Source organism: Rhizobium sp. SVR5-9E, assembly GCF_056755095.1.
In genome coordinates, this window is the sequence record NZ_JBNDHS010000006.1 from 110,165 (window position 1) to 122,880 (window position 12,716).

Annotated in this window: 13 protein-coding genes; 8 read left to right on the top strand and 5 right to left on the bottom strand. The window is 57.1% G+C overall.

What is annotated here, in order from left to right; genetic code table 11:
- Positions 1-6: 6 nt before the first annotated feature.
- Positions 7-393 carry a Zn-ribbon domain-containing OB-fold protein gene (locus tag ACPYOJ_RS05730; RefSeq protein ID WP_168830117.1) on the bottom strand — a complete coding sequence of 129 codons (387 nt, stop codon included), beginning with the start codon at positions 391-393 and terminating at the stop codon, positions 7-9.
- Between the two features lie 123 nt (positions 394-516).
- Between ACPYOJ_RS05730 and gcvA the strand changes: the two genes are divergently transcribed.
- Entirely contained in the window at positions 517-1,449 is a 933-nt protein-coding gene (gene gcvA, locus ACPYOJ_RS05735; RefSeq protein ID WP_481415392.1) for a transcriptional regulator GcvA, read from the top strand.
- Positions 1,450-1,508: 59 nt separating this feature from the next.
- Here gcvA and ACPYOJ_RS05740 read toward each other — a convergent pair whose 3' ends face one another.
- Positions 1,509-2,846, bottom strand: coding sequence for an MFS transporter (locus ACPYOJ_RS05740; RefSeq protein ID WP_481415375.1), 1,338 nt, complete (start codon positions 2,844-2,846; stop codon positions 1,509-1,511).
- 243 nt (positions 2,847-3,089) lie between these two features.
- Here ACPYOJ_RS05740 and ACPYOJ_RS05745 point away from each other — a divergent pair, with 243 nt between their 5' ends.
- The 3 genes from ACPYOJ_RS05745 (at position 3,090) to ACPYOJ_RS05755 (ending at position 6,776) form a co-directional block, all read left to right on the top strand.
- Positions 3,090-3,998 (top strand): NAD(P)-dependent oxidoreductase, encoded by a 909-nt coding sequence (locus ACPYOJ_RS05745; RefSeq protein ID WP_481415376.1) that lies wholly within the window; start codon positions 3,090-3,092, stop codon positions 3,996-3,998.
- A 64-nt stretch (positions 3,999-4,062) separates the two neighbouring features.
- Entirely contained in the window at positions 4,063-5,295 is a 1,233-nt protein-coding gene (locus ACPYOJ_RS05750; protein ID WP_481415377.1) for a CaiB/BaiF CoA transferase family protein, read from the top strand.
- Positions 5,296-5,342: 47 nt separating this feature from the next.
- Positions 5,343-6,776, top strand: a complete 1,434-nt coding sequence (locus tag ACPYOJ_RS05755; RefSeq protein WP_481415378.1) for an aldehyde dehydrogenase family protein — start codon at positions 5,343-5,345, stop codon at positions 6,774-6,776.
- A gap of 181 nt (positions 6,777-6,957) precedes the next feature.
- Here ACPYOJ_RS05755 and ACPYOJ_RS05760 read toward each other — a convergent pair whose 3' ends face one another.
- Positions 6,958-7,845, bottom strand: coding sequence for a LysR substrate-binding domain-containing protein (locus ACPYOJ_RS05760; RefSeq protein ID WP_481415379.1), 888 nt, complete (start codon positions 7,843-7,845; stop codon positions 6,958-6,960).
- Positions 7,846-7,911: 66 nt separating this feature from the next.
- Here ACPYOJ_RS05760 and ACPYOJ_RS05765 point away from each other — a divergent pair, with 66 nt between their 5' ends.
- From ACPYOJ_RS05765 to cynS, 3 genes are all read left to right on the top strand, one after another.
- Positions 7,912-8,946, top strand: coding sequence for a YeiH family protein (locus ACPYOJ_RS05765; protein ID WP_481415380.1), 1,035 nt, complete (start codon positions 7,912-7,914; stop codon positions 8,944-8,946).
- Positions 8,947-9,109: 163 nt separating this feature from the next.
- Entirely contained in the window at positions 9,110-9,775 is a 666-nt protein-coding gene (locus ACPYOJ_RS05770) for a carbonic anhydrase (RefSeq protein ID WP_481415381.1), read from the top strand.
- Positions 9,776-9,828: 53 nt separating this feature from the next.
- Positions 9,829-10,299 (top strand): cyanase, encoded by a 471-nt coding sequence (cynS, locus tag ACPYOJ_RS05775; RefSeq protein WP_481415382.1) that lies wholly within the window; start codon positions 9,829-9,831, stop codon positions 10,297-10,299.
- A gap of 226 nt (positions 10,300-10,525) precedes the next feature.
- Here cynS and ACPYOJ_RS05780 read toward each other — a convergent pair whose 3' ends face one another.
- Positions 10,526-11,062, bottom strand: coding sequence for a carboxymuconolactone decarboxylase family protein (locus ACPYOJ_RS05780; protein ID WP_481415383.1), 537 nt, complete (start codon positions 11,060-11,062; stop codon positions 10,526-10,528).
- 74 nt (positions 11,063-11,136) lie between these two features.
- The gene (locus ACPYOJ_RS05785) at positions 11,137-11,532 is read right to left on the bottom strand and encodes a DUF302 domain-containing protein (protein ID WP_481415384.1); all 396 of its coding nucleotides are present in this window, start codon (positions 11,530-11,532) and stop codon (positions 11,137-11,139) included.
- Positions 11,533-11,655: 123 nt separating this feature from the next.
- On the opposite strand from ACPYOJ_RS05785, the gene cynR reads away from it, so the two are divergent.
- Positions 11,656-12,549: a transcriptional regulator CynR gene (cynR, locus tag ACPYOJ_RS05790; RefSeq protein WP_481415385.1), complete on the top strand. Its 894-nt coding sequence runs from the start codon at positions 11,656-11,658 to the stop codon at positions 12,547-12,549.
- Positions 12,550-12,716: the final 167 nt, after the last annotated feature.

Sequence of the window (12,716 nt, forward strand, 5' to 3'; positions counted from 1 at the left end):
GCCTCCCTAGGCCAGTTCGAATGTGTAGCTGGTGCTGGCACTCATCGGAGCCGCGCGCTCGGAAACCGGCCTGATCGTCATGCCAATTGCCGGCCTCTGTCCTTCGGGAAGCTCCAGGCGACCAAACACGCGTGCGTCTTCAGGGAAATCGGCGTAGACCAATACAAAAGGTGTCAGGCCAGTTTTCGGATTTGGGTGGATGACTGTAAAGCTGTAGAGTGTGGCGACCTCCGATAGCGTGATCGGCTCGAAGCGATCGGCTGAGGGCGATGTCGCAGGAATGCGGGGAAATATCCCCTTGCCGGTGGATTTGTCGCGGGACGCTTCGAGACGCACCACAGTCTTGGAAACTTCGGCGGCGTCAGGGCGCGCCGCCTGGTCGATGATAGTCATGGTTTCCTCCGCAAATCGTGGATTGTTTTGCACCCTGAAAATATTGGATTTTGCCGCCGAGGCAGAACGACAAAGCCGCTCGAAACCGTTGACTAAAAGGCAACACGCGAGATATTCGTGCTCATGGACTCGCTACCGCCATTAAACCCCTTGCGCGCTTTCGAGGCTGCAGGCCGCTTGCAAAGCATTCGGCGTGCCGCAGAGGAGCTTCTCGTCACTCCTGGAGCTGTCAGTCGCCAGGTTCAGCGCCTGGAGACTTATCTCGGCGTCAAGCTCTTCCGACGCGACCCCCGCGAGATCGTTCTGACGACCGAAGGCGAACAGTATCTCGCCGCGGTGACCCGCCATTTCGATGGACTGCGTGAGGAGACGCTGAAGCTGACAGGTCGGAGGACGATCGAGATTCTGCGTGTGCGCGCCTACACCACGTTCGCGATGAAATGGCTGATCCCTCGGCTGAGCACATTCAACGCGTCAAACGACACCACTGAAGTCAGACTGACGACGTCCAACGAGACCGTGGACTTCGACCGCGAGAACGTCGACGGCGCAATCCGCCTGGGCGACGGCAACTGGCCCGGAGTCGAAGTCGACCGAGTTATGAAGAATGAACTCGTTCCGCTCTGCACACCTGCGTTTCGCGAAAGCCACGGCTTGAACGAGTTCGGTGATCTCAGTCGGATACACCTCCTTCACTCCTTCATCCGTCCCGACGATTGGCGCTATTGGCTAGAGTCGGCGGGCTGCAAGACCGTGGATCCGTATGCTGGAGACAAGTACGCCAGCTCTACTCTGGCGTACCAGGCAACGCTCGAAGGACAGGGCGTCATGATCGCACAGAAGGCGCTCTTCCTCGACGACCTCCGATCCGGGCGGTTGGTCCAGCCGTTTGAGCACAGCTTGGATCGCGGTGATTTCACCTATTACTTCATTTATCCCCGCAACCGTCTCCGAAACCCTGCGTTCAGGCGCTTCCGGATATGGTTGCTGGAGCAGGCCGCGGCCGCCACGCAATCTGCGGCGCTCAATCCCGTGGAAACACAAACGCAACCATAGATGCGAAGAGGCCCCGCTACCGGGCGGGGCCTCTTCCGATATCTCCGACGCTTGATCCTTCAGCGCAGCGGGCGTCCGTTCGTTTCCGGCAGTCTCGCGTAGACGATTGCGGCGACGACACAGATCGCGGCCACATAGATCCAGATGAAATCGCCATATCCCCAGCCGTTCATCGCGGTCATGATGTAGGGAGCCGTCCCACCAAAAAGAGTGACCGAGATTGCATAGGGAAGAGCGACGCCTGTTGCCCTGATACGCGCTGGAAATTGTTCGGCCATCATGGCGGCCGCCGCACCGGCGAACCCCGTCATGATGATCATCGATACAGTCATTAACGCAGTCGCCTGGAACCATGTGATGCCGGGTACGAGCAGAGCGAAGCTTGGCCACGCCCAGATCGCGGACGCGATCGCGAAGGTAATCAGCACCGGCCTGCGTCCGATCCGGTCGGAGAGCATTCCCACAAACGGTATAATGAAAAGTGAGATGGTCACGGAGACACTGCCTACAAGAAGCGTATCGACAATTGGCATCTTGGTGACCAGGTGGATGTAGCTCGGATAGCTGACCATCCACACGTAGTTGAGCAGATTTCCGGACATTGCGATGCCGACGACACGTAGAGCATCCTTCGGGTGTTTCAGCAGGACATCCATCATTGGGTTTTTTTGAACGCCTTCAACGGCCACGCGCTTTTTGAAAACATCAGTTTCCGAGACAGACAGGCGAATCCAGAGTGTGATCAGCCCAAGGATCGCAGCGACGATAAACGCCACTCGCCATCCCCAGTCCGTCAAGCCGGAATCGTTGCCGAATTGAGACAGAATGTAGCCGAGCACGAACGAGACCAAAGTGCCTGCGTTTATCGCGAACCATTGCCAAGATCCTGCGAAGCCGCGCCTGTCTGAAGGTGCTGATTCCACCAGGAAAGTCGATGCGGAGCCGAATTCGCCGCCCGCTGAGAAGCCCTGCACGAGGCGCGCGAATACCAGGATGACCGGAGCCGCAGGGCCGATTACCGCATAGCCTGGGCATAGGCCGATGATAAGCGACGCGGCTGACATCAGAAGGATGGATAGGGTGAGCCCCGCCTTGCGGCCATGCCTGTCGGCAAATGCACCGAGAATCGCGCCGCCGACGGGGCGCATCACGAAGCCAACCGCAAACACGGCAAAGACCGACAACAGTGCCGTGAGTGAGTCCCCGGAGGAAAAATACTCTTTCGCCAGGATCGATGCGAACGTCGCGTAGATGACCCAGTCCGTGTATTCGACGATCGTACCAAGTGTCGCGGCGACCACCGCTTTCTTCTGATGGGCCGTCAGGGCCGTCGCCGCACCGACGTTCTCGTTCGTTTGTTCAGATGTAAAAGGCGTTGTGCCGGGAACGTCCGACATAGCTGATCCTCCATGCTGTCAAGCAGGTCTCTCCCATAGGACCCGAGGGGCACAGCATGGCAAAATCGCAAAATCGCTGTGAACGACTTTTGCGGCCCGCGCGATTGACAAAAACTCAACGGAGGCGTCCGACCAAGGGATGTTGACTTGCGGTCAACATGCCGAGACCGAAATCTCACTTGAAGAACGGCTCCGAAAAGCGCTCGTCTGCCGAGACAAAACGCAGCGGAGGAGCCACTCGTCATGCAAGCTGAATCTCATGGTCAAAACGATATCGGTTTCATCGGCCTCGGTGCCATGGGCGCCCATATGGTCCGGCATCTTCTGAAGGCAGGCTTCAATTTGCATGTCTACGACACGGACGCGGCTGCGGTGGAATGCTGTGCGATACTTGGCGCGAGGGTGTGCGCTTCGCCTTCGGACGTAGGGAATGCCGCCGATGCAGTCTTCGTCTGCCTGCCGACCCCCGAAACCGTCAAGCGTGTCGTGCTGGGTGAGAACGGAGTCATCCACGGGTCCAGGGTCAAGATTTACGTCGATCTTTCAACGACGGGCCCGAGCGTTGCAAAGGAGGTAGCCGAGGGTCTGGCGGCACGTCAGATAACCGCGCTCGACGGACCACTTGCCGGCGGCGTCGCTGGAGCCGAGGCCGGAACGCTTTCAGTGATGGTCTCGGGAGCCCGATGGGCTTTCGAGAAGCTGCAACCAGTCTTCAAAAGCTTCGGTCGCAACGTTGTCCACGTCGGAGATGGCGTCGGTCAGGGTCAAGCTCTTAAGTTGGTCAACAACATGATCGTCGGTGCAAATCTCGTCGCCGCCGCCGAGGCGATCCTTTTCGGCGTCAAATTCGGTCTCTCCGCAGACGTCATTCTCAAGATGCTGAATGCCAGCACGGGCCGCAGCTTTGTCACCGAGCAGATTCTGGAGCGCGTCATCGACCGAAAGTTCGACTTCGGCTTCCGGCTCGAACTGATGCGCAAGGACCTCCGTCTGTGCGTCAACGAAGCCGATGCGATCGGAGCTCCGATGATGGTGTCGGCTCTGGCGAAACAGTTCTACGAACTGGCGCATGCGCATGGCCATTCCAGCGAGGACATGACGGTTGTCGTCAAGGAACTTGAAGAGACTTTTGGGGTCGAAATCAGCCGCTGACCTTCATTCCGGCGGTCGCCTCCTCGGACGAGGCGCAATTCCGCCGATAGAGCGAGAAAAGACAATGTTACGTGACGCGTTAAAAAATCTCACTGTCATAGACTTCACGCACATCGGTGCCGGACCAACGTGCACCATGCTGCTCGCCGACATGGGCGCCCGCGTAATCAAGGTCGAATCGCCGGATGGCGAATTGGGGCGTAAGCTCGGCCCGGCGTGGATCGGCAACGATAGCGCTCTCTACCATGGCTTCAATCGCAACAAGCTCGGCCTCAAGCTCGATCTCAAGTCGCCCGCTGGCGTTGCTGCGGCGAAAAAGCTGGCGGCCAAGGCCGACATCCTGGTTGAAAGCATGCGCCCGGGGGTAATGGATCGCCTGGAGCTGGGGTACGAATCGCTATCCAAAGCAAACCCATCTCTAATCTACGCCTCGATCTCCGCTTATGGGCAAACGGGTCCCTATGCCGACCGGGCTGGAGTCGACGGTATCCTGCAGGCCGATAGCGGACTGATGAGTATAATCGGAACGGAGGGGGCCGAGCCGGCCAAGGTGCAGGCTCCGATCGTCGATGTCTTCACGGGCTATGTAGCGGTGTCGGGCATCCTTGCGCAGCTTCGCAAGACCGCTGAGACGGGCAAGGGAGCGCAACTCGACGTCAACCTGTTCAATTCGGCGATCGCACTGCAGCAGGTGTCGCTCACGAACTATCTTGCCGACGGGCTGGTTCCGGAACGGATCGGAAGTGCGGCCCCCTACTCCGCACCCAACGAAGCCTTCGAAGCGTCCGACGGATGGCTCATGGTGGCCGCATATAACGCCGGCAGATGGGAGCGTCTGTGCGACCTGCTGGATCTTGCACCGCTGGCCGCCGATCCACGTTTTGCGACTTCCTCGCAGAGAGTCGCGAACAGGACGGAGATGCGGAAGTTGCTTGGGGAACGGTTCATTACAAAGACGCGCACCGACTGGCTTGCGGCGCTGAAACATGCCGACATCCTTTGCGCGCCGGTTGCGAACTATGACGATCTTCTTCGGCACCCGCAGATCCACGCAAACGGCATGATGCTGACGCTCGATCACCCGACAATCGGATCGGTCCGGACGCCAGGGTTTCCGATCAATAGTCTTGAAATGCGCGGCGCCGGCCATGTCCATGCACCTTCGCTTGGAGAGCATTCTCGGATGATCCTGCAATCTTCCGGATTTCGTAAAGACGAAATTGACGCGCTAGTCGGCGAACCGGAGACATCGATGACGACGTTAGAGCCGCCGCTTCGCTCGGCCTCGATACGGTGATGCTCAGTCACGACGATCAATAGATAACAGACCGGAGGAAATGCGACATGGTAGAACGCACTTTAAGCTATATCGGTGGCTCGGATGTTGAGCCACTCGACGGCGACTATGCCGATAAAATCGATCCGCGTACCAATCGGAAAATCAAGGACGTTGCCAACAGTGGCCCCAAGGACGTCGAGCTGGCGATCGCATCCGCATCTACAGCCCTGTCCGCTTGGCGAGACATGCGTCCTTCCGAGCGCGGCAGGCTGCTTGTTGAAATCGCCAGACAACTTCGTGAGAACGGCCAGTCCGTCGTCGAGACCGAAAGCCTGGAAACGGGCAAGCCCCGAAGAGAGATGGCTCAGCTTCTCGATCTGACCGCGCAGTATTTCGAATTCTACGGCGGTATCGTCAATATCGACGATGGCAACATCATCAACGTCGGACCCGACTATCACGTCTACACTCGCCGTGATCCCTTCGGCGTAATCGGGGTCATCCTTCCCTGGAACGCGCCTCTTCATCAGGCCGCACGGGCGATCGCTCCCGCGCTTGCCATGGGAAACACGGTCGTTGCCAAGCCCTCCGAACATACGTCGGGATCGCTCGTCGACTTCGCGAAGCTTGCGGTCGAAAAAGCTGGACTGCCTCCCGGCGTGCTCAATGTGATCGTCGGCAAGGGCAGTGTCGTCGGACCTGCAATGGCCAGCCATCCGGATGTTCGGAAGATCTCCTTTACAGGAGGACTGAAGGCCGGGCAGGAACTTGGCCGTATCGCTGCTGAAAGAATTCTGCCTCTGACGCTAGAACTAGGTGGAAAGAGTGCGAATATCGTCTTCGATGATGCCGATCTCGATGCCGCCGCAAAGGGATCGACGAGCGCCTTCACCTGGAACGGCGGGCAATGGTGTGCGGCTGGCACGCGGCTGCTGGTGCAGGAAAATGTCCACGACGCCTTTGTGACCAAGTTGGTAGACAACGTGGCTAAACTGGAGATCGGGCCGCAGGACGATGCATCCTACGGACCGATCACGACAAATGCGCAATTCGACAAGATCAAAAGCTTCTTCGACATCGCCGAGCGAGATGGATTGAAGCCTGCGATCGGCGGCAAAGTGCTCGATGAGGATCTTGGCGGCGGCCATTATGTCGAGCCTACGGTCTACACCGGTGTAAGCAACGATATGGAGATCGCTCGTGAAGAGATATTCGGGCCAATCCTCAGCGTCATCAAGTTCAAGGACGAGGCGGACGCTGTTCGGATCGCCAACGACTCGGACCTTGGGCTCGCAGCAGGCATCTGGACGCGGGACATTGGACGTGTTCACCGCGTAGCCGGACGCTTGGAGGCCGGACGCATTGTTGTTAACGAATACAGTGGAGGGTTCGTGCAGACGCCGTGTGGTGGTTTCAAATATAGCGGCTATGGTCGCGAACAAGGCGTCGACGCTTTGGCCCACTACACGCAGCTGAAGTCAGTCATCATTCGCCTTTGATGTCGCTGTGCGTGCGCTGGTATCTGAATTATGGCGCAAGCGCCCCGTCGGTGATAGATGGCATGCCGACGAGACCGATACCACGGTTCGAGGCGGATGGACCGATCAAGGCAGCATTGATGACGGCAGTGGCAGCGAGATCCGACTGAGCACCTCTTGTCGAAATCCGTCTCAGCCCTTTTCAATTGCCGGACATGCAAATCTCGAGCAGCTTCCGGACCGCGTCGCTCTGGTGCCGCTCCTTGTGTCGGAGTGACAGGAAAGCGCGATCAGGTAATTTGAAATCAACGGTCATCAACTCCCGCTGCTGGACGCGTTGCCGCACGATGATACTCGATACTGCCGCCGCGCACATACTTTCCGCGACGGCAGAAAGCACCGCCTCGTTGGACGGCAGGACCATGGCGATGTCAAGCCGGGAAGGATCGCAGCCGCATGCGGTCAACGTTGTTTCAAAAGTAGATCTTGTGCCAGATCCCGGCTCACGCATGACCCACCGGGCTTTTGTCAAAAGATCGTCGGCAGTAATGCCCTTTGTGTCCGCGAGTAGATGTCCCGGAGGCACCACGACGACCATTGCATCCACCGCGACGCGATGCGATGCCAGCACCGGTTCGTCGATTTCGCCCTCAACAAATCCAAGGTCAGCAAGACCGTCTATCACTGCCTGTGAAACCGTTCTGGTATTGCCAACGATAAGGCATATTTCGATGCCAGGGTAGGCTTCATGAAACCGCATCAGACGTGGTGGCAGCCAGTAGCTCGATATGGTCTGGCTCGCATAGATATTGAGCGTGCCACGCCGCAGGCCACCCAATTCACTTAGGACGAGCGCCGCAGACCTTGCGCGTGCGAGGACCGCCTCTGCCTCGCCTAGGAAATTCCTCCCTGCCTGGGTCAATTCGATTCGGCGTCCGACACGATGAAAAAGCTCCACATTGTAGAATGATTCCAGGGCCTTAATCGCTGAGCTGACGGCCGATGGCGTCAGACCGATCGCGGCGGCGGCCTTAGTGAGGTGCTCACGTTGCGCCACCGCAACGAAGATCGAAAGTTGCTCGAAAGTCATGGGCTAAACATCCAGTTTTATCGAATGAAACATGCCGTATTATTCGATGGAAGTCGATGATCGGCGATGACATCTAGTGTGCATCAGACGGAGATTATTCCTATGTTGCACAGAGTTATCGTCAGTGTGTTGCCCGGTCTTCTTTTGGCAACTCTTGTTGCCGGCGTAGCGCTTCTGCTCGAACGTGTAGAAGCCGCGTGGTTTGGAGCCGCCTGGATCGAAGGATTGGTTTTGGCTATTTTGATTGGAACAGCCATACGCACCGTTTTTCGTCTGCCTCTGGGATTCCAGAGCGGCATTCATTTTGCGAGCAAGATAGTGCTGGAGATAGCGATCGTATTGCTCGGAGCGTCTATCAGCTTCGAAGCAATCGGAAATGCTGGTCCAATGCTATTTGCAGCGATCGCGGCGGTGGTTGTGATCGCCCTGCTTGTAAGCTACGGGATCGGACGCAGCCTCGGTTTGACACACAAGCTCGCCATCTTGGTCGCTTGCGGAAACTCCATCTGCGGCAATTCCGCTATAGCAGCAGTGGCGCCCGTCATTGACGCGGACGCGGATGACGTGGCTGCCTCCATCGCCTTCACCGCGGTACTTGGCATTTTTGCCGTCCTGGCGCTGCCACTCGTCGATATCTATTTCGGCATGAGCCAGCACTCCTACGGGGTTTTTGCCGGACTTACGGTTTATGCCGTTCCCCAGGTCTTGGCGGCAACTGTGCCGGCCGGAATGTTGAGCGTGCAAGTTGGCACTCTGGTCAAATTGATCCGCGTGCTGATGCTCGGACCGGTCATTCTGCTGATTGGGGCGGGTACCGGGCGCCGTGGCGGTAGGGCATCGTCAACTGCGATCGTACCGTGGTTTATTCTCGGGTTTCTGGCGATGATGACCCTGCGCTCATTCGGCCTAGTTCCTGATGAAGCGATCGCCCCGATGAGCCACGTGTCGACTACCCTGACGATCGTCTCAATGGCCGCACTTGGCCTCAGCGTTGACGTTCGCACCGTCGCTCATGCTGGCGGACAGGTAATAGCCGCAGCATCGCTCTCGCTGTTGGCGCTTGCTGGAATTAGCGCCACTGTTTTGGCACTTCTGTCATAGGGGCGACGGTACACGTCCCAAATACCGCCATGCGCCTGCTTCGTTAAAAGGCCACCAGTGACTGTCGCTATAATCAGCGCTTATGCAGTTTGTAATTAACTGATATTAGACATTATGCAGGTGCTGGCCCAGGGTCTTCTTGTCAAGAACCAAGGAGACCAACATGACCGATCTCGTTGCGGGCTTCCTCAAGTTTCGGGAAACGGCGTTCAAGGAACGCACCGAACTTTTTCGGGAGCTTTCACATGCACAATCGCCCGGCACATTGTTTATCGCATGCTCGGACAGTCGCATCATCCCGGAACTGGTGACGCAACAGGAGCCCGGTGGGATGTTCGTCATTCGCAATGCCGGCAACATAGTTCCGTCGTTCGGGGCTGAACCCGGTGGCGTCAGCGCCTCCGTCGAATACGCCGTTTCCGTACTTGGCGTGCAGGACATTGTGGTCTGCGGACACTCCAATTGCGGTGCCATGACAGCGATTGCCTGCGACCATGATCTTGGCGGCCTCCCGGCAGTCAGCAATTGGCTGAAATATGCCGATGCAGCAAAGGCGGTAAACGGTTGCCGGCACTATCATTGCGAACACGAAAAGATCGACGCCTTGGCCCACGACAACGTCATCGTTCAACTCGCCAATCTTCGCACGCATCCCTCCGTTGCCGTCGCCATGAGCAAAGGCGAACTGCGGCTGCACGGATGGGTCTACGACATCGAGAGCGGTCAGATAGACGCGCTTGATGGAGCCACAGGGATATTCGTTCCGCTTGCGGACAATCCCGAGGCAAACGCCTACCCGAGCGGTGCGCCGCTCAGCTCGTCTCATTGAGCGGGCATCGGCAATCGGTGTGATTTGATCTCCAGTTAGAAAGGAAAACTGAAATGCTGCAATCCCAACACAACCAGACCGTTCGCGGTGACCTTGCCGACAAGGCTGTCGCCAACAAAACAAAGAAAAACCTCTCCTGGGCTCAGCTGGCCGAGGGAACAGGTCTCTCGGAAGCTTTTGTCACAGCAGCGCTTTTGGGACAGCACCCCCTCCCGGCAGACATCGCCGCAAAGGTCGGGAAACAGCTCGGCTTCGATTCCGACGATATCCTGAACCTGCAGACCATTCCCGTTCGCGGCAGTCTCGGTGGTGCCGTGCCTACCGATCCGACGATCTATCGGTTCTACGAAATGATCCAAGTCTATGGCACGACCCTGAAAGCCCTGGTTCACGAAAAGCTTGGCGACGGCATCATCAGCGCGATCAACTTTAAGCTGAGCGTCGAGAAGGTCGAGGATTCCGACGGCGGGCACCGCGCCGTTATTACGCTAAACGGCAAGTATCTCCCCACCAAGCCATACTGATGATTGAACTCGCCTTCGACTGTCGCTGGGTATTGCGACAGTCGAGGGTGATTGCGATCAGCACGCCGTCGTCTTGCATTTCCTCCGCCATTTCGACGAGCAGCCCTGTGAGAAGAGTTTTCAGCAACCGACGCTATACGTCTTCCTCGAGGACCAATTCCGCGACCGCATCGGATTTCAGTATTGGATGCGGTCGCTAGACATACCTAAGGCAATGCCCGTTGCATTAATCTGCAGCGGGGAAATCAAGCGTAGTATCATTTATGCGGTTGAATAGATTGGTGAGCGCGATGCTTGCTACCGCCATCGTGACGTCGACGAGCTGCGGATCCGTAACGCCGGCCTCCTTGACTGCCGCCACAACATCAGCCGGAACTGTGCCGCTGGTCTTGAGCAGGTATAGGACAAACTTCGCCAATGCGTCATTTCGCACATCGCCCGACGGCTGTGCCTGGCGCAGCGCTAGAATCGCTTCGCGGCTCAAGCCGAACTTTTTTCCCAGCAGCGTGTGGGCGGCCAGGCAATAGTCGCAGCCGGTGGTCTGGCTGACGACCAGTTTGATGACTTCGATATCGACAGGGCTCAAGCTGCTCTTTTTGAGCGAAGCTTCCAGATTCAAGACCGCTTCCAGGGCAACCGGGCTATTGCCGCCAATTCCAATGTATGAATTCGGCACCTTGCCAACCGCACTTTTTACGGCGCTGAACAATTCGGCTGCCCTGCCAGTGGCTTCGGACAATGCTATAGTATGGAGACGAGCCATGATAATTTCCTTTTATGCTACGTCAGTCGGGAGGATTTGCGTCAGCCGGTTTGCTGACAGGAGAAGACTTGCGGTTATTCGCCACTCACCGTTTTGGCGATCAACGTCTCCGCTTTAGGGCGTGCCAGTTGGTCATTGGTGAGGACCGTCGCATTTGTGATCGCGGCCGCAGGATGATACGCAACCATGGTCCTTCCGCTGCTGTCTTCCCGCACCAGTACGCGCAGCGGTAGATCCAAAGCTAACGTCGGTGTTATCAACATCAGCGGCGTCCCTGATTGCGGGCTGCCATAGATGAGAACGATGGTCCGTGGCATGCTCAGGCCCGCTTGTGTCGCGGCGGCGCTATGATCGATGCGCGCGAATATCTTCAAGCTGGCTTTCTCGAACGCATCGCTGAGACGATCCAGTGTGGTCGTGAAGTCATAGGCGCTAGCCAGTTCCACTATGCCCGCAGGACATTCAATCATGGGCGTGTTCCAAGCCGACGATTAAGTCTTTCATATCGATGCCTTTTTCCGACTAAAAAACCTTGCACCGCCACGATTATAATGTCGAATATCGCCTCCTTATGGGCCCTATAAGTACACGTTATGGAAGAACGCCTCGCACGATATTTAATCTCGGTGGTCGAACAAGGTAGCTTCACGCGGGCGGCCGAAAAGCTGCACGTTTCACAGCCCGCGTTATCGCAACAGATTCGCCATCTCGAAGAACGCCTCGGCGTGAAACTTCTCGATAGATCCGGCAAAACAGTTGTCGCGACGGACATTGGCAAGGCCTACATCGGTCACGCCGCTCGGGCTCTGCGAGAGTTCGATGCCGGCAAGCGCGCTGTTCACGATGTCAGAAATTTGGACAGAGGCGACTTGCGACTGGCTTTTACACCGACGTTCGCCACCTACCTGATAGGGCCTCTGACCCACCTCTTCCTGAGCACCTATCCCAATATCACAATGACAGTAGACGTGCTGGCGCAAATGGATATTGAGGCGGGATTGATGCACGACCGTTTCGATCTAGGGATCGCTCCCAGCCATCCGGAGAGTGCCGAAATTTCCGGCACCTCCGTTGGCGAAGAACATCTCAACTGTGTTGTAAGCCCTGACCATCCCTGTGCCGATCTTCTATCGATCAATTCGGAGGTGCTCTCGACATTGAAGCTCGCGCTGTTTGATCGATCCTTCGCAACCCGCTTGTTCATCGACAAACACTTCCGCGCCAATCGATTGCAGGCGAAGATATCCGTTGAATCAAATTCCCTGGAAGCGCTGATATCGCTGGTAAGGTATGGTGCATATGCGACGATCTTGCCGGCATTTGCTGGGAACCGGATTGCTGGGACACGATCGATACCCCTATCACCAGCAATCGCAACAAGACCCATCTGTCTGCTGAAACGCGCCGACGGATATCATTCTTTTGCAAGCATTGCATTCGAACAGATGTTCAACTCAACGGATTGGGCGCTGCCATCAACAAAATAGGCCGAGCCCGATAGCTTCAAGCTGGCTTGAAGGGAAAGGCGCCGCGGCTGCTCCTTTGCGACGTTGTCACGTTGTTGGCGTCCCTTTCATGCTATCCCTGCAAGCGGCGCAAAAGCACGCCCAGCCGCTCTTCTGACGGGCAATCCTCAAGGTCCAGCCGAATTGGG